General features: G+C 67.9%; 15 protein-coding genes and 1 pseudogene. 4 read left to right on the plus strand and 12 right to left on the minus strand.

Annotated features, from left to right (window positions below; genetic code table 11):
- Positions 1-68: 68 nt before the first annotated feature.
- Both BLU62_RS21380 and BLU62_RS21385 read right to left on the minus strand, forming a co-directional pair.
- Positions 69-1,489 (minus strand): annotated as a pseudogene (locus BLU62_RS21380) (DUF2252 domain-containing protein).
- A 109-nt stretch (positions 1,490-1,598) separates the two neighbouring features.
- On the minus strand, positions 1,599-3,050 hold the full coding sequence (locus BLU62_RS21385) for a hypothetical protein (RefSeq protein ID WP_074851978.1): 1,452 nt from the start codon (positions 3,048-3,050) through the stop codon (positions 1,599-1,601).
- Positions 3,051-3,274: 224 nt separating this feature from the next.
- Between BLU62_RS21385 and BLU62_RS21395 the strand changes: the two genes are divergently transcribed.
- Positions 3,275-3,805 (plus strand): hypothetical protein, encoded by a 531-nt coding sequence (locus tag BLU62_RS21395; RefSeq protein ID WP_074851980.1) that lies wholly within the window; start codon positions 3,275-3,277, stop codon positions 3,803-3,805.
- Between the two features lie 106 nt (positions 3,806-3,911).
- On the opposite strand, the gene BLU62_RS21400 is transcribed toward BLU62_RS21395, so the two are convergent.
- The 4 genes from BLU62_RS21400 to BLU62_RS21415 form a co-directional block, all read right to left on the minus strand.
- Positions 3,912-4,391: a Dps family protein gene (locus BLU62_RS21400; RefSeq protein WP_074851981.1), complete on the minus strand. Its 480-nt coding sequence runs from the start codon at positions 4,389-4,391 to the stop codon at positions 3,912-3,914.
- A 106-nt stretch (positions 4,392-4,497) separates the two neighbouring features.
- Positions 4,498-4,929, minus strand: coding sequence for an organic hydroperoxide resistance protein (locus BLU62_RS21405; RefSeq protein ID WP_074851982.1), 432 nt, complete (start codon positions 4,927-4,929; stop codon positions 4,498-4,500).
- A gap of 135 nt (positions 4,930-5,064) precedes the next feature.
- A complete protein-coding gene (locus BLU62_RS21410) occupies positions 5,065-5,754 on the minus strand; it encodes a hypothetical protein (protein WP_074851983.1) in 690 nt (229 codons plus the stop codon).
- An 88-nt stretch (positions 5,755-5,842) separates the two neighbouring features.
- The gene (locus BLU62_RS21415) at positions 5,843-7,138 is read right to left on the minus strand and encodes a lipase family protein (RefSeq protein WP_084811845.1); all 1,296 of its coding nucleotides are present in this window, start codon (positions 7,136-7,138) and stop codon (positions 5,843-5,845) included.
- A gap of 77 nt (positions 7,139-7,215) precedes the next feature.
- Between BLU62_RS21415 and BLU62_RS21420 the strand changes: the two genes are divergently transcribed.
- The gene (locus BLU62_RS21420) at positions 7,216-8,250 is read left to right on the plus strand and encodes a hypothetical protein (protein WP_074851985.1); all 1,035 of its coding nucleotides are present in this window, start codon (positions 7,216-7,218) and stop codon (positions 8,248-8,250) included.
- A gap of 13 nt (positions 8,251-8,263) precedes the next feature.
- On the opposite strand, the gene BLU62_RS21425 is transcribed toward BLU62_RS21420, so the two are convergent.
- The 3 genes from BLU62_RS21425 to BLU62_RS21435 all read right to left on the minus strand — a co-directional run bounded on the left by BLU62_RS21425 (position 8,264) and on the right by BLU62_RS21435 (position 11,766).
- A complete protein-coding gene (locus BLU62_RS21425; RefSeq protein ID WP_074851986.1) occupies positions 8,264-9,679 on the minus strand; it encodes a hypothetical protein in 1,416 nt (471 codons plus the stop codon).
- Positions 9,680-9,865: 186 nt separating this feature from the next.
- Complete coding sequence (locus BLU62_RS21430) at positions 9,866-11,260, minus strand: GntP family permease (RefSeq protein ID WP_074851987.1); 1,395 nt, start codon at positions 11,258-11,260, stop codon at positions 9,866-9,868.
- Positions 11,261-11,262: 2 nt separating this feature from the next.
- A complete protein-coding gene (locus BLU62_RS21435) occupies positions 11,263-11,766 on the minus strand; it encodes a gluconokinase (RefSeq protein WP_074851988.1) in 504 nt (167 codons plus the stop codon).
- A gap of 125 nt (positions 11,767-11,891) precedes the next feature.
- On the opposite strand from BLU62_RS21435, the gene BLU62_RS21440 reads away from it, so the two are divergent.
- Complete coding sequence (locus BLU62_RS21440) at positions 11,892-12,605, plus strand: FadR/GntR family transcriptional regulator (protein WP_074851989.1); 714 nt, start codon at positions 11,892-11,894, stop codon at positions 12,603-12,605.
- Here BLU62_RS21440 and BLU62_RS21445 read toward each other — a convergent pair.
- Both BLU62_RS21445 and BLU62_RS21450 read right to left on the minus strand, forming a co-directional pair.
- Positions 12,602-13,627 (minus strand): aspartate-semialdehyde dehydrogenase, encoded by a 1,026-nt coding sequence (locus tag BLU62_RS21445; RefSeq protein ID WP_074851990.1) that lies wholly within the window; start codon positions 13,625-13,627, stop codon positions 12,602-12,604. The two genes, BLU62_RS21440 and BLU62_RS21445, sit on opposite strands and share 4 nt — an antisense overlap.
- Before the next feature lie 2 nt (positions 13,628-13,629).
- Positions 13,630-14,895 (minus strand): aspartate kinase, encoded by a 1,266-nt coding sequence (locus BLU62_RS21450; protein ID WP_074851991.1) that lies wholly within the window; start codon positions 14,893-14,895, stop codon positions 13,630-13,632.
- Between the two features lie 169 nt (positions 14,896-15,064).
- On the opposite strand from BLU62_RS21450, the gene BLU62_RS21455 reads away from it, so the two are divergent.
- A complete protein-coding gene (locus BLU62_RS21455) occupies positions 15,065-16,318 on the plus strand; it encodes a hypothetical protein (RefSeq protein WP_099047875.1) in 1,254 nt (417 codons plus the stop codon).
- 16 nt (positions 16,319-16,334) lie between these two features.
- Here the strand turns inward: BLU62_RS21455 and BLU62_RS21460 are convergent, their stop codons facing one another.
- Entirely contained in the window at positions 16,335-17,006 is a 672-nt protein-coding gene (locus BLU62_RS21460; RefSeq protein WP_074851992.1) for a TetR/AcrR family transcriptional regulator, read from the minus strand.
- Positions 17,007-17,131 lie beyond the last annotated feature (125 nt).

Genomic DNA, 17,131 nt, shown 5'->3' on the forward strand with positions numbered 1-17,131 from the left:
CACTCGTCTCCCTGTCGATCTCGACTGTCGGTTCGCCCTGCCGTCTGTGTACCACAGCCGGATGCGACTCAGCCCTTTCCCTCCGCGTTCTTTCCCTCTGCGGTGAGGTCGTACACACTCAGCTCACCGCGATTGATCGCCGCCGTCATCTGGACGTGATCGGCGTCGTTGAGATCCGCGTAGGCGATGGAGAACTCCGCCATAGCGTCGGCGAAACCCTTTGTCTCGGAGAGATACCGAGCGATGTCGAACCGGGTCGACGTCCGGGCGTGAGCCTGACCGAGCGCCACCCCGCACAGGCGCGCATAGAGTTTCATGCCGTCGGGTTCGAGCGCCTCGACGACGACCGACCCCTTGCCGTCGCGGAGTTGGCGAACGTAGAAGTCACGTCGCTCGCCGTTCTCGTCGAGTCCCGTCGACCAGCCGAGGAAGAGATCGCTGGCCGCCTGTAGGAGCCGCTGCCCCTCCACGACACGCTGCCCCTGGTTGTCGAAGCCCGACGACGGCACATGGTCGGCGAGAACGGACCGTTGTGCCTCCTTGACCTGCAGGAAGAGCGGGTCCTCCAGGGACCTGCCCATCATGAGCACGATCCAGGCGCGGGTCCCGACACTGCCGACGCCCACTACCTTGAAGGCGATGTCGACAAGTGAGAACTGGGCGAGCAACGTCTGCACATGCAGCGGCAGGGTCGCCCGGTAGCTGTCGACGCGCTCGCGGACCCGTTCCTCGACCACGGCGGCGTCCTCGCCGGAGAAGCGTTCCTTGATCGGCACCAGCAGCGGCGGGTCACTGCGGATGTGCGCGTTGCCATCCGGGTCGATCTCGCAGAGCTTGGCGAGCGCCTGGGCGCTGTTGCGGTGGCGGGCCTTGCGCAACGCCCTCTGCGTCCGCTCGGTCATCGACGTGTCGAAGAGGTTCCCGAGGTCCCTCATCACGACCTCGACGTCGATGCCGGCGTACCAGCATTCGAGCGTGGTCATCGAGACACTCTGCTCGATCGTCTGCCGGTAGAACTTCGCCACGGTCTTGGCGATCTTCCGGTTGGTCGCGTCGTCGAATCCGTTGTTGCGGCCCGCGATCGCGAAACTCGCCGCCAGCCGTTTCACGTCCCATTCGAAGGGCCCGATGTGCGTCTCGTCGAAGTCGTTGAGGTCGAAGACCATTCGACGCTCCGGACTGAAGAAAAGGCCCAGGTTGCTCAGGTGGGCATCCCCGCACAGCTGGGTGATGATGCCGGTGTCGGGGTTCGGGACAGATCGTCGGCCATCACGGCGGCCGCGCCCCGGTAGAACGTGAACGGCGTCGCCGCCATCCGCGCGTGCCGGACGGGGATGAGGTCGGGCACCCGGTTCTGCGCCTGCCTGGCGAGGATCGCCAGCGGGTCGGCACGTTCGCCCGGGGTCGGACACGCGGCCAGGTCGGCGGCCGTCGGGGCGGGATGGCGACGATCCTGTTCGCGCAGCGGGTCGGCCGGAGTGTTGGTCACCGGGACTCCTCCCAGTCGGGTGCGTCCACCCCGCCGGACGGAACGTCGCGGGGCGGGTCGCGTGTCCCGGGCGCCGGTCGGAGCCCGGAGGTGGCAGTCTCCCGGCGCGCTACTGGTACGAGACGAACCAGGGTGTCGGCGCGACCGCCATGGTCGTCGTCGGCGAGAACGTCGGCGTGTCCTCCGTGTAGAAATTCTTCCAGCCCATCCACACTCCCGCGGGGAGATCGTCGAGCAATCTGCGCCAGGTCTCCATCTTCACCGGCGGCGTCCCGTGCCCGTCCGCGTGCAGGACCACCTGGAGATCCGGTCGGTCGGTGACGATGTTCTTCCGCTGTGCGAGCATCCCGGCGTCGAACTGGTGCAGCACGAAGAGCTTCTGCGGCAGTCCGCGATCGCGCACCACGCCCGCGAGCCACTCCGACGTGCGGTTCACCTCGTCGGCCTCGACGGACCCGATCTGCGTGAGGTGCACCTGATCCGGTTTGAGGCGCCACTCCGGGTCGAGGGCCAGCCCGACGTGCGGCAGGGCCAGGAGGTCGGCGTACCGCCGGGCCTGGGTCAGGAAGTCCATGCGGCCGGGCTGGAGGTCGAGGGTGACGTAGACACCGGCACGACCGGCCGCCTCGACCCACGGCCGCAGGACAGCCGGGTCGAGCATGTTCGTGTACTCGGCCCCCTCGCCCGGTTCCGACGATGCGACGGTCGCGATGATCTCGAACGCCGGGATCACCGGCTCGGCGCTGACCCGCTGAAAGTCGGCCGCGAGTCGCCGGACGCGGTCGATCGACTCCGCGATGCCCTGCCGCCCGAGCGGACCGAGCGCCGGCGCATCGGGAGACCCGTAGAGCGCGACCATCCGTCGACCCGGGAACACGAGCTGGCCGCCACCCGGCAGTTCCGGGGTTCGACGCGCCTGGTCGACGCGTCGCGCGAAGGCCTCGTCGTCGCCGAAGCCGGACCCGACCGCCCGGATCGGGATCTCCGACGACGCCCCGGTCACCGCCGCGACGGCATCCGCGGTGGCTCGCGGGTCGGGCGTCGGCAGCTCGACGACGCGTGCCGCGGAGCGCGCGGTCAGGGTCGCGTCGATCGGGGTGTCCCGGGAGACCATCACGATCGGCTCGTCTCCGCTTCGCGGCAGGTTGCCCCGCAGGTCCCCGAGCTCGACCGAGGGCCGGTCCTCGAGTACTCCGATCTCGCCGAGTCGCACCACCCGATGCGTGCCGAGACGGCGCAGTTCGTCGTCGACGCCGTCCGCGGTCTCCGGTGTCACGGTGAGCACCGGGACGTGTTTGTCGCCGGCTGCTTCTTCGACACGATGCCGGGCGTCGGGTTCGGCGAGGGCACCCGGTCCGAGGAGGATCGCCTCGTCCGAGCGGGCATAGAACTCCCTGCTGACGAGGACGGAATCCGGCTCGGCGCCGGAGATGACAGCGGCCCCCGGCTGCGGGTCGGTGAACGCCACGGCACCGCTCGTCCCCGCCTGGCCCGCCGATGCGCTGATGAACAGCCCGACCATCACACAGACGATCGACGCCCCGAACAACCGGATCGTCACGAGTGCATTCCTCCCGTCAGTGCGTTCCTCCCGTGTGGGGCTCCGTTCGACCCGCGGGTCGGACGGCTTCGTGATGGCGATGGCGCAGACGGTCGCCCAACGTATCAGCGACGGCGGGTCCCATCGACTCCCCGCGCGAACCGGCGGTGTGCATATCCCGGTGACCGGCGCCGACCGCCGCGGCTGTGACCTGGTTCACGGGTGCCGACCGACGGCGTTGTAGCGTGTGTGCCGTGGACTATTGGGGTGTGATGGTCGGGTTGGGACTTCTCGCGTCGGCATTCGGTGCCGTTGCCTTCGTTCGTTACCGGGAGCGGGAGTCCGCGACCCTGCAACAGCAAACGGCACTCGCCCGCGAACTGCGTGACCTCGCGGGCGACGACGAGGTCCGGTTGGCCGCGGTCGACGAGTTCTCGCTCACCATCTATCAGCGGCTCTTCTACTCGTCCGTGGTGGCTCCGTGGATTCGCAGCGCGGTCTGGGCCCTGCTGGGTGCCGCACTCGCCGCAGCGGGTGCCGTCGCGGTCGGACAGGTGGACGGCGTGTACGCCACGGTCATCCACATCGTCACCATCGCCGCGTCCGCGATCTTCGGGATCGCCGCACTGGTCTTCGCCGGAATCGCGCTCTATCACTCGGCGTCGACGCCGCGGGTCTCCTTCCGCGATTCGTATGCGGTTGCCGACGACACCGGCACCATCACCACTGACGCCGACGTCGCCGAGACCAGGGCCGCCGACAAGACCGGCGACTGACGCCCATCGAACACCCACAGCGACATCCGAATACGACGAACCCCGCCGGTGAGACCGGCGGGGTTCGTCGCTGTGAGAGGCCCTACGAGAGGGAGTCTTCTTCGCCTCAGGCTACCTGCGCCTGCCACATCCAGTGCAGCTGTTCGAGTTTCGATGCGAACGAGATGAGCAGATCCTGCGTCACCGGGTCGGCCTCCTCGGTGGCTCCGATGCGCTCGCGGAGACCCGCGACCACAGCCTTGAGGTTGGCGACGATGGCGTCGACGACGTCCGAGTCCTTGGTCCAGCCTTCGCCGAATCCCTTGGTGCCGGCGGACTTCGCCACGGTTTCGGCACGCCCGTCCGGGCTGACACCGATGGCGGTTGCGCGCTCGGCGGCCGCGTCGGTGAACTCGCGCGAAACGGTGACGAGTTCATCGAGGTCGAGATGTACCGACCGGAACTGCCTGCCCACCACGTTCCAGTGGGCCTGCTTGGCGATCAGGGACAGGTCGATCAGGTCGACGAGGGTGTCCTGCAAGGCCTTTCCGGCCACGGACTGCTGCTCGTCGGTGAGGGTGCTGGTGATCGGGGTGGTGATGGTCATGATCAAGAACTTCCTTTCTTGTCATATCTGGGCTGGGCTGTTCCAGGGCATAACTCAGCGCCCCGTCGGGAAGAAACGATCGGGTGGAGTGGCTGGGTGACGCGCGTCAGACGGTGACGGTGACCTTCTGGTCGATGTTGCCGCGGGTGGCCTTGGAGTACGGGCAGAACTCGTGTGCCTTGTCCGCGAGTTCCTGGGCCTTCGCCTCGTCGACGCCGGGGATCGAGACCTCGATGGCCACGGTCAGGCCGAATCCGCCGTCGGACGGGTCCTTGCCGATGCCGACGGTCACGTTCACGGTCGAATCGTCGGGAACGGGGCTGCCGGCCGCCTTCGACGTCGCACGGAGCGCTCCGAGGAAGCATGCCGCGTAGCCCGCCGAGAAGAGTTCCTCCGGGTTGGATCCGTCGCCGCTGCCACCCATCTCCTTCGGCGGTCGGAGGTCGAGGTCGATCTGGCCGGTGGCCGAGACCACCTCACCGTCGCGGCCTCCGCCGGATGCCTTGGACGAGATGGTGTACACCGGTTCGATTGCCATCAGAGAATCCTCCTGGGTTCAGGTGGGTGGGATGTCCAGCTGTGTTGAACCAACGTTCTTTCCAACCGACCTGTACCCGGAATCATTCCGATCGAACCGCCAGGTGGCGGGCGTTACAACGAGACCGCGGACGTGTCAGCGGCCGCGCAGCATGCGGGTCGGCTTCATCCGCGTCGATTCCGGCAGCCAACTGTTCACCGAACGCCGCACGGTGAACAGTGCGGCGATCACCAGCAGAGCGAACTGCACATAGCTGAGGACGACCATCGTCGACGAGATGTCCGGATAGCGGAAGAGAAGGTCGACGCCGACCGGGATACAGAGGAGATGGACCACCACGGCGGCGAGGAAGAAGTTGCGGCAGTGGCGGCTGTTGCGGGTCGCCGCGGCCACCAGGAGGAGGTACTCGATGACCAACACCACGACGATCATGACCAGCATGAACGGCGGGAAGAAACCCGCGAGCGTCTCGACCTGGTCCTCGGGAGCGGAGTTGGCCGGGTCGGACACGACGCCCTCGAGCAGGCGGAGCCGCAGGTCGTCGGTGATGGTGCTCAGATTGAAGAATCCGTAGATCGCCAGGATGAGTCCGATGACTGCCGCACCCCACCAGACCACGCGGGCATGCAGGCCGAGAGCGGCCGGAGGCGCACCCGGATCGGACGGTCGCGGCGGATAGAGCGAGGCCTGGTCACGGTCGCGCGACGACCGCTCCAACTCGGCGAGGTCCTCGGCGTCGAGCTCTGCCTGGGTCGGGATGCGTTCGGGGTCTCGATCGTGGGGTTCCCCGGTCGCACCACCCCCCGGCCCGTGCGGATCGTTCATTCCTCGATCCTGCCATCCGGGCCCCGGGTACGGACAGGGCCCGCCGATCGCAGTCGGCGGGCCCTGCGGCGTCGTTCGTGCTGTTCGGTTACTTACGGAACTCGCCGAGGACGAACTCCATGCCGGGCAGGAAGGTGCCCAGCATCGGCACGACGTGGTTGACGATCGACTTGGTCAGGATCGGCGGTGTCGGGTCGGTGACGAACCGGACGTCGGCCCCCTGGGCGCGCCAGTCCGCCGCGAGCTGCGCGACCTGGCCATACGGGATCACGTCGTCGTTGAGCCCGCCCTCGAGGAAGACCGGCGCATTCGGCTTGAGACGACCGATGCGCTGCTCGCCGACCACCTTCTGCACCGCGGGCGACCGTGCGATCACCGAGGAGAGCGTCTCGCCGGTGCGCGTCCAGTTCCTGGTCTGCTGGAACCCGTGGGCGGGGATGATGTCGCCGATGCAACTGGTGGAGATCTGCTTCAGCGCGGCCTTCCCGGCTGCGTTGGTCTCGCGCTGCACCACGTCGTCGACCTCCGAATACCGTTCGGTGAGACCGTTGATCGCGAAACCGATGGCTCCGGCGATGGTGCTGCCGTCGATGGCCGGGATGACCTTCTCCAGGTCGGCCGGGGGTGCGCCGGCGTAACTGGCACGGACGTTCAGTTCCGGCGCGTAGGTCGCGGCGAGTTCGGCAGCGGATGCGGCTGCGCCACCGCCCTGCGAGTACCCGGCGAATCCGACCGGCGCATCCGCCGGGGCTCCGGAGGCACGCAGCGCGGCCCGGGCGCCGTCGAGCATCGCGTGTCCGGTCTCGGACCGGTTGACATAGGTGTGGATTCCCGGCGTACCCGTACCGATGTAGTCGGTGACGAACACACGGACACCGTTGAGCAGCATGTAGTACATCTCCGGCGCGGTGTAGTTGACGCCGATGCTGGGCTTGGTGATGTCGATCGACATCGGCAGGCCCATCAGCTTCGACGCCGCGCACTGGTCACCCTGACCGATCGTTCCCGGGCCGACGACGAGCGTCGGTCGCGGACCCTTGCCGAGCCATGGCGCGGTCGGTTCGACGACGGTCCCGGTGACCGCCGCGGGCTTTCCGTCCTGGTAGGTCGAGGTGTACATGACCTTGCGGGCAGTTCCCGGCCACTGATTCGGTGCGCCCGGGATCTGCAGGAGCAGCGGGATCTGCTGGCTCCGGATCACCGAACCGGGTTCGGTGGAGAAGGACGCCGGCGGCGTATAGAAATCGGCCGCATTCGCGTCCGGCGCCGCGGGCGAGATCACCGCCGCCGCGCATGCGGCCGTCACCGCCCCCGCGATCATGGTCGTTCGCAGGCGTGACCTGCGGCGCAACGCTGCGTTCTTCATTCCCGACCTGAGTTTCATGGCGAGTAACCTACCTCACAGTAAGTTGATTCGGGTGACTGGGTCCGCTTCCGTCGCGAGTTGTGAGTGGGCACGCGATGCCTGCGACATCGGTCGGTGAACGCACCGGCAACTCGGTACCCCTCGTCCTCAAGGGCGACGCCAACGACGTCCCCGACGCCGCCCCCTACGTGGTCACCGACGTCGAACGCGTCCTCGCCGACGCGCCATACCTCGGCTATCTCGTGGCCTGGTCATCGACGCCCACTGCCCTCGCCGCCGGAATCATCCTGGCAGCAGCTCTTCTCGTGATTGCGTTCCGGCCGCAACATCACCTGCCACGAGGCGGATCTCCCGAGGAACCCCCCGCAACCACTCCGATCCGTCCGGCTCGGCCCGATGGGCCACGCCATGCACTCGGCGAATGGCGCACGGGTGCACCGGTTGTCGCGCTCGCACTGACTGCCGTCCTCGCCTTCGCGGAACCCTCACCTGCGCGTGCCGCGTTCACCGACATCACCGCGGGACAGATCACCCTGACGATGGGCACGGCCCCGCGGCCCGCGTCCTTCACCTGTACCAACACCGGTGTGCCCTTCGTGTCCCGTCGCGCCGTACTCACGTGGCCGGTCGTCGGACCGAACTATCGATATCGTCTGGTGTACAAGCTCCTGCTCACCGGCGCAGAGCTGAAGCGAGTGGAAGTTCCCGCACAGGCGTCGGGAACGGTCACGCACACCACCGAGACGAGCGTGGGCGACCTCCTGCCCCCGACCTTCAACATCTCGGTCTACACCCTTGTCGGCACCAACTGGATCCCATCGGATCCGACGCTCACACAGCGCGTCGACAAGTCCGGAAACCTGTCGCTCTGCGGGACCGAGGGCACCGTGACAACCGCGGCCTCGGCCTCGGCGCGGGAAGCACGCACCGCCCCGAGTTCATCAGGCGCGCCGTCCGCATCGGAATCGTCCACCACCGAATCGAGCTCGCCGGCCGAGTCCTCGGATGCGGAGCCGTCGACCGGTGCGACGCCGGATCGTCCGGAGACGCCCGCCGAGCCCGAACGCGGCGCGGCTGCGCCCAACGCGACGTCCACCTCCCCTCGCGGTTATGACGCGCCGGTGACCTGACGGTCGCCGACCGTCACCGAACCGACGGTGCGATCTTCAGCATCTGCCCGAGGGTCGCCTGCCACAAGGTTCCGTCGGAGGTGATCGTGCCGGTGAGTTCGAGCGGTTCGTCGATCGGCGCAGTCCCGACACGACGGGTCTCGACGCGGCGTCCGGTCTCGAAATCGGTGGCGATGTAGTTCACGGGCCCCAGCTGCTGCGGAGTCCCCGGCACCGGCGGGCCGTAGCCGAGGGCATGGATCAGGCCGTCCGCGCGCGACAACTTCGGCAGCGTCGCGATCCGGTCGGAGTTCTCCCATACGCGCCGGCACCCGTTCTCGTCGACGTCGATGCGGGTGGCGCCACCGGCGAAGGGTGCGTCGGCGGGAACCGCCGGACCGGTCACCGCCATCGGCGGGTACTGGTATCCGTAGGTACTGGGGATGACGAGAGAGTTTCCCCAGGCCATCGGCGAGTTCTCCGTGCCTGGCCCCGAGCGGTCGAAGGCCCGGACACGGCACACCTCCGATCCGTCGTCACTGCGGAACACCCGGAGGTCCGGCCGATCCGCGTTGTCGACGATCGCGACCCAGCCGTCGCCACCGGGGCCGAAGTAGGTGGGCGTGGTCCCCGACCCCCAGGTGAGCTGGCCGGGTTTGCGCGCCGGACCCCGGTCGTACGCCCGTCGCCATACGACCCGTGGTGCCGCACCGGGATTCGCGGTCATCTCGTGCAGTGCGTGCGTCGTCAGGATCGACGCCCCGGATCGTCGGATCGAGAGTCCGTTGCCGAGTTCTTCGCCGCGCGGGAGCCGCGTCGCCCGCACCTGTTTGCTCCCGTCCACAGTCCCGACGACACCGCGGGTCGTCGCGAACCAGACGCGTCCGTCGAAATCCGGTGCGAGACCGGTGATCGCGTCGCCGGCCGGGATGTGGCCCGAAACGTCGACGCGGTCGTCGACGTAGACCTGCCAGCCGGAGGGCGTCTGCCGATGTGCCACACGGAGTATCGATCCGGATCCGTCGGCGACGACGACGCGGTCACGGGCGTCGAGGTAGCCGTAGACCCCGCCCAGGAGACCACCCTTGGTCAGTTGTCTCGACGCCAACGGTTGTGCCGTAAGCGGATCGAACAGGACCACTGTCGGTGCCGCGAAAGCCGGCGGCGAGGTCGCCATGAACTGCGTGCACAGCGCGACCGGCATCCCGTCGCTGCCGACGAAGGTCGCCGCACAGGCCCCGCCCGGGATCGACGACGCGGCAAGGCGCGCACCCCGCCCCGGCCCCCGGTGGCCGGTCGTGTCGGTGGACGCCAGATCGCCGTGCATCAACGAGGTGTCCGACGGTCCGAGACCGGTCGCCGGCGAATCGGGCTGTGCCGCGGCGGGATACGCGACGGACATCGTCGCCACCACGGCCAGGGAGACCAGCAACTTGCGAACCCGTGTCATGCCCGACAAGCTACCGTGCCGCGACTGGAAACCGCCCCTGAAACCAACCCTCCACAAGTCAGGCTGTTGCGGCGATCACTTGAACCTGCCCGACGATACGTCGGCGGCTCGTCTGCTCAGGGCGGATCGCGGGGGTGGTTCCCAGGAGCGGTTTTCAGGCGCGGTTCTCAGGGGCGGCCAGGCCGATCAGATCACCAGACCGAGCGCCAGGACGACGACCAGGCCGCTCACCGAGAGCAGGGTCTCCATCATCGACCAGGTCTTGAAGGTCTGGCCGACCGTCATGCCGAAGTACTCCTTGACCAGCCAGAATCCCGCGTCGTTGACGTGGGACAGGAAGACCGACCCTGCACCGATCGCGAGGACCACCAGCGAGACCTCACCCGAGCTCAATCCGTCGACGAGTCCGAGCATCAGCGAGGACGCGGTGATGGTCGCGACGGTCGCCGAGCCCGTGGCCAGGCGGATCAGCGCGGCGAGCACCCAGGCGAGGACCAGGATCGGGACGTTCGCACCGGTGGCCCAGTCCGCCAGCAGGGTGCCGATACCCGTGTCGACGAGGACCTGCTTGAAGCCGCCACCGGCCGAGACGATCAGCAGGATCCCGGCGATGGCGGGCAACGCCGCCCCGGTGCACTTCGAGATCGTCTCGCGATCCATCCCTGAACCGCGGCCGAGGGTGAACATCGCGACGACGACAGCGATGAGCAGCGCGATCAGCGGTGTACCGAGGATGTCGAGGACACGACGCAGAAGCTGATCCTCGTCGGAGATGAAGATCTCGGCGAGCGCCTTGCCCAGCATCAGGACGACGGGCAGCAGGACGCTGAACATGGTGACGGCGAAGGAGGGCCGCTTGGTGGTCGGACCGTCGTCGGGGTCGACGTCGAAGGTGTGCGGCGCCTCGACGGTCACCCATTTCCCGGCGACGGTGGCGAACAGCGGACCCGAGACGATGATCGTCGGGATCGCCACGCCCACACCGAGTGCGAGGGTCAGTCCCAGGTCGGCGCCGAGGGCGTCGATCGCGACCAGCGGGCCGGGATGCGGGGGCACGAAGCCGTGCATGGCCGAGAGGCCGGCGAGCGCGGGGATGCCGATGGGGATCAGCCCCAGCCCCGAGCGGCGGGCCACCAGGTAGATCACCGGCATCAGGAGCACGAGACCGATCTCGAAGAACATCGGCAGACCGATGATGGCACCGACCAGGGCCATCGCCCACGGCAGCATCCGCGGGGAGGCGTGGCCGACGATCGTGTCCACGATCTCGTCGGCACCCCCGGAGTCGGCGAGGAGTTTCGCGAACATCGCGCCGAGCGCGATCAGGATGCCGACACCGGCTGCGGTCGAACCGAATCCGGTGGTGAACGATTCCAGGACGGTCGGGATCGACTCCCCTGCGACGATGCCGACGGTGGCGCCGCCACCGACCAGGGCGAGGAACGGATGCACCTTGGCGACCGTGATCGCGACGACGATGACGGCGATGCCGACAAGGGCGGCGACGACGAGCTGCCACCCCGGTGCGACCGGCTCGGGCAGATCCGCGCCGGCGGCGAGAATCGTGGTGGTCGACAACATGTTCAGTTCTCCTCGCCGTCGGGCAGCGACGCGACCAGAGCGTCGACGATGGCGTCCACACTCTGGTCCACGTCGACGGTCACGCCGCGTTCATCGGAAGTCAGGGGTTCGAGGGTGACGAACTGGGAGGTGAGCAGAGCCGACGGCATGAAATGCCCGGGCCGCGACGCCTGCCGTCGCGCAATGACCTCGACCGACCCCGCGAGGTGCGCGAACGCCACCGACGGCTCATGTCCACGGAGGCGGTCACGGTAGGTGTGCTTGAGTGCGGAGCAGCTCATCACGCCGCCGTCGCCGTGCTCGGCCAGCCAGGCGCCGATGGACTCGAGCCAGGGCCGGCGGTCGTCGTCGTCGAGCGGCTGACCAGCCGACATCTTGGCGATGTTCGCCGCCGAGTGGAAGTCGTCGGCATCGGCGAACGGCACACGCAAACGCTGCGCCAGGGCGGCTCCCACCGTCGATTTTCCCGACCCCGAGACCCCCATGACGACCACCGGTGATCGCATGTCAACTCCTCCACATCGCTGTGCTGCTGATCACGGAGACTGCCGCAATAGTCATACTTATGCAAGTCCCTGCCTCTATAAGTACGCATATTGGCAGTCATCGCCGCTAATGAGAAGATGAAATCGTGAGTGAGAGCACACGCGGGACCACTGAGCGCCACGACGAGATCCTCGCCGCCATCGGCCGGCGTATCGTCTCGGGAGCGCAACCGGCGGGCAGCGTCCTGACGCTCGACGCCATCTGCACCGACCATGGGGTCTCCCGGACCGTGGCGCGCGAGGTGATCAAGGTCCTCGAGTCGATGGGGCTCGTCGAGTCGCGACGCCGGGTCGGCATCACCATCCAGCCGCGGACGCGCTGGAGCGTCTTCGACCCACGCCTCATCCGTTGGCGCCTCGACGGCGCGGACCGTGCGGAGTTTCTCTCTACCCTGTCGGAGCTACGACGCGGATTCGAGCCCGTGGCAGCCTCGTTGGCGGCCGAACGCGCGAACGAGCACCACTGCCGCATCCTCGCGGCCGCGGTGTCGGACATGTCGGTGCACGGCCGTACCGGCGACCTCGAGTCGTACCTTCTGGCGGACAAGGTCTTTCATCGAACCCTGCTCGAGGCGAGCGGCAACGAGATGTTCCGGTCGCTGGCCGACGTGGTCGGCGAGGTCCTGGCCGGACGAACCCATCACGGGATGATGCCGCCGACCCCCAACCCGGCCGCCATCGCACTCCACGACGACGTGGCGAGAGCAATACGCCTCCGCGACCCGAAGGCCGCGGAGGCGTGTATGCGAGAGATCATCACCGAGGCGGCCGAGGCCGTCTCGGGTGAAGGGGTGGTTTAGACCAGCAGCTCCGCAATCTGAATGGTGTTGAGGGCAGCACCCTTTCGGAGGTTGTCACCCGAGACGAACAGCGCGAGGCCGCGGCCTTCGGGGGCACCCGGGTCCTGGCGGATGCGACCCACGAGCGAGACGTCCTTGCCGGCGGCCGCGAGCGGCGTCGGGACATCGACGAGCTCCACTCCGGCTGCGGCGCCGAGGATCTCCTGGGCGCGCGCCACCGACAGCGGGTCGGCGAACTCCGCGTTGATCGACAGCGAGTGTCCGGTGAAGACGGGCACGCGCACGCAGGTGCCGCTGACGAGCAGTTCGGGGAGGCCGAGGATCTTGCGCGACTCGTTGCGCAGCTTCTGATCCTCGTCGGTCTCGCCGGAGCCGTCGTCGACGAGCGAACCGGCAAGGGCCACAACGTTGAACGCGATGGGCGCGACGTACTTGTTCGGCGCCGGGAAGTCCACGGCCGAGCCGTCATGGACCAGCTTCTCGGCGTCACCGGCGACGGCGCGCACCTGTCCGGCGAGTTCCTCGACACCGGCCAGACCGCTGCCGGAGACCGCCTGGTAGCTGGAGATGATGAGACGCTGAAGTCCGGCTTCGTCGTGCAGCGGCTTGAGCACCGGCATCGCGGCCATCGTGGTGCAGTTGGGGTTGGCGATGATCCCCTTGGGCGGGGTCTTCGCCAGCTCGCCGTTGACCTCCGAGACCACCAGCGGCACATCGGGATCCTTGCGCCATGCCGACGAGTTGTCGATCACGGTGACACCGGCCGCGGCGAAACGCGGCGCCTGTTCGCGGGACATCGTGGCGCCCGCGGAGAACAGGGCGATGTCGAGACCGGCGGGATCGGCGGTCGCCGCATCCTCCACCACGATCTCCCCGTCGCCCCACGGCAGCTTCCTGCCCGCCGAACGCGGCGATGCGAGGAACCGGACCTCATCGGCCGGGAAGTTGCGCTCCGCCAACAGGGTTCGCATGACGGCGCCGACCTGACCGGTCGCACCGACGACTCCGATACGTACACCCATGTCTATCGACCCGTTCCTGCGTAGACGACGGCCTCTTCCTCGCCGCCGAGATCGAAGGCCGCGTGCAGGGCGCGCACGGCGTCGTCGAGTTCGGTGTCGCGGCACAGTACCGAGATGCGGATCTCCGAGGTGGAGATCAGTTCGATGTTCACGCCGGACTCGCTGAGGGCCTCACAGAAGGTGGCGGTGACGCCCGGATGCGACTTCATTCCGGCACCGACGAGCGAGACCTTGCCGATGTGATCGTCGTACAGCAGATCGGTGAACCCGATCTCCTCCTGCAGCTTGGTCAGCTTCTCGACGCCGAGCGGGCCCAGCTCGCGCGGCAGGGTGAAGGTGATGTCGGTCTTGCCGGTGTCCACCTTCGAGACGTTCTGCAGCACCATGTCGATGTTGATCTCGGCGTCGGCGACGGCGCGGAACACCTTGGCGGCGTAGCCGGGCTTGTCGTCGAGACCGACGACGGTGATCTTGGCTTCGCTGCGGTCGTGTGCGACGCCGGTGAGAATGGCTTCTTCCACGGGAATGTCCTCCATCGATCCGGTCACCAGGGTGCCGGGTTTGGTCGAGTACGACGAGCGCACGTGAACGGGAACGTTGTACCGGCGGGCGTATTCCACGCACCGCAGCATCAGGACCTTCGCGCCACAGGCCGCGAGTTCGAGCATCTCCTCGAAGGAGACCTCGTCGAGGCGGCGGGCGTCGGGGACGATGCGCGGGTCGGCGGAATAGACGCCGTCGACGTCGGTGTAGATCTCGCAGACGTCGGCCTCGAGAGCCGCCGCCAGTGCGACGGCGGTGGTGTCGGAGCCACCGCGGCCGAGAGTGGTGATGTCCTTGGTGTCCTGCGAGACGCCCTGGAAGCCGGCGACCAGGACGATCTTGCCCTCGTCCAGTGCGCTGCGTACGCGTCCCGGCGTGACGTCGATGATCTTCGCCTTGCCATGGCTGCTCGTCGTGATGACGCCGGCCTGTGAGCCGGTGAACGACTGAGCATGTGCACCGAGCGAACTGATGGCCATCGCCACCAGTGCGTTGGAGATGCGCTCACCCGAGGTCAGGAGCATGTCCATCTCCCGCGCCGGGGGCGCCGGATTGACCTGCTGGGCGAGGTCGAGCAGTTCGTCGGTGGTGTCGCCCATCGCCGAGACGACGACGACAACGTCGTTGCCCTGCTTCTTCGTCTCGACGATGCGCTCGGCAACGCGACGGATGCGTTCGGCCGTTGCGACCGAGGATCCGCCGTACTTCTGCACCACGAGGGCCACGTCGAGTTACCTCCCGCCGGCTCGTGCGCCGGTTCGATAGACGTCAGCTTGCTTCGGACAACCTTACCGGGCAGCCTCCGGGCGCTCTGACCTGGTCACCGACGTCGGTGTGATCCGACGCACACGCCACCCCGCGTGTGCTCACCACCGACGACCTAGGATCCTTCGGGTGGCCAACCCAACCGACGTCGACGAACCGGCCCGGCGTTCCGGAGACGCGAGCCCCCCGTTCGCGGGTTGGGTACACCGGCACCGCTGGTGGCTCGACGCCCTCGTCGTCTACCTGGTCATCCGGGCGATCGGCATCCTCACGCTCGCGCGATTCGCGGACCTGCGGGACACCACCCTCGGCAAGGCGCTCACGGTGTGGGACGGGCAGTGGATGCTCGCGATCGCCACACACGGCTACGACGGGGTTCCCGCGAGCCTGACCGACGCGCGCGGAATCCACACGGCCGACACGGCCTATGCCTTCTTCCCCGGATACCCGTATCTGGTGGGGTTCCTGGCGAAGCTGCCCGGCGTGACGCCGTTCGGCGCGGCGCTGACCCTCAATCTCGTTCTCGGGTGCATCGCCGCGGTCGGCGCCGCCCGCCTGGGCATGGTGTGCGCGAGGCTGATGTCCCGACGCTCCCCCATCGGCCCCGCGCCCGAACGGGCCACCGGCCTCTTCCTGGTGGTGCTGTTCGCCGCGACGCCCATGTCGATCGTGCTCAACATGGCCTACACCGAGGCGATGTTCTGCGCCCTCGCGACGTGGGCCCTCATCGGAATCCTGGAGAGGCGCTGGCTGCTGGCCGGGGTGATGGCCGGACTCTGCGGCTTCTGCCGGCCGACCGCCGCGGTCATCATCGGCGTCGTGGTCCTCGCCGCGCTCGTCTTCCTGTGGACCGGCCGCCGCTCCTCCGAGGTCACGACGGGTGATCGGCTACGAGCCGTCGCCGCGATCGTCATCAGCCCGCTGGGCTACCTCACCTATCTCGGCGTCGTATGGGCCCACACCGGTTCGCCGACGGGATGGTTTCGTATCCAGACCGACGGCTGGGACACCGAATTCGACTGGGGCATAGCCGCCTTCAATTTCGTGAACGAGCAGCTCGTGCATTCCGCCGAGGTGGCCCCCACCGCGACGTCGTGGATCGTCCTGAGCACTCTGGTGATGCTGGGCGTGGCGGTCTGGGCGCGCCTGCCCTGGCCGGTGTTGCTGTTCGGATCACTGCTCGTCGCCCAGATCGTGCTGTCGAGCGGCCTGATGATGAGCCGGCCGCGGCTCCTGCTGCCGGCCTTCGTTCTGCTCATCCCGCTCGCGATGGCTCTCGCACGGACACGGCCGGTGGTCGCCGGGCTCATCGTGGTGCCGATCGTGGTCGGCAGCTCGTGGTTCGGCGCCCACATGTTGACGGTGTTCCCGCACGCCATGTGACCGCGAGCCCGGCGCCTCAGCGTGCAGACGCTTCGAAACCCGCGCAGAGATAACCGATTCCGGTGTCGAGACGGGCCCGCGGGTCCAGAAGATGTGCAGCGTCGGGGCGTCCGGCGAGACGGGCGAGGTGCGGAGGCACCGCGGCGTCGGACCCACCTGCGAGCACGTCGGCCAGTCGCGCGGAGGGCAGCGAGGTCTCCTGCCCCTGTTCGCTGAGCAGTTGATCCCCGACGGCCATCAGCGCGACGCCGTGGATGAAGCTCCACACGGTCAGCGCCATGTCGGTGGCACGTTCGATTCCGACGCCGAGTTCGAGGAAGCCGGCCGACAACCAGTCGAGGCATTCGAGGGAGTCCTCGCCATAGCTGAGCCGGGGTGACGCGTAGGCGAGCACCAACCACGGGTGCCGCTGGTAGATCTCCCAGTCGACGTCGACGGCGATCCGGACGCGCTCATCCCACGACGGGGACGTATCGATGGGATACGGATACCGCTGCCCGACCACCTCGGCCATCCTCTGCAGCAGCGCGTCCTTGTCGGCCACATGCCGGTACAGCGACATCGCGCCCACCCCGAGTTCGTCGGCCACCCGCCGCATCGACAGCCCGCTGAGCCCGTTGGCGTCCGCAACCCGGATCGCGGCGTCGACGATGCTCGCCGGCGACAGCTTGGTGGTGTCGGACGTCACCTGCGGATTCCTCCTGCCGGATTCGGGAATATATCGATTGCGTACAGCGTACTCACACCCGTACGCTGACTCGCGTACGCCGTACGCAACCTCGCCGATCGAACCGGTTGAGCCGGTACGGAGCG

The sequence above is a fragment of the Gordonia westfalica genome (assembly GCF_900105725.1).
Classification (GTDB): Bacteria; Actinomycetota; Actinomycetes; order Mycobacteriales; family Mycobacteriaceae; genus Gordonia; species Gordonia westfalica.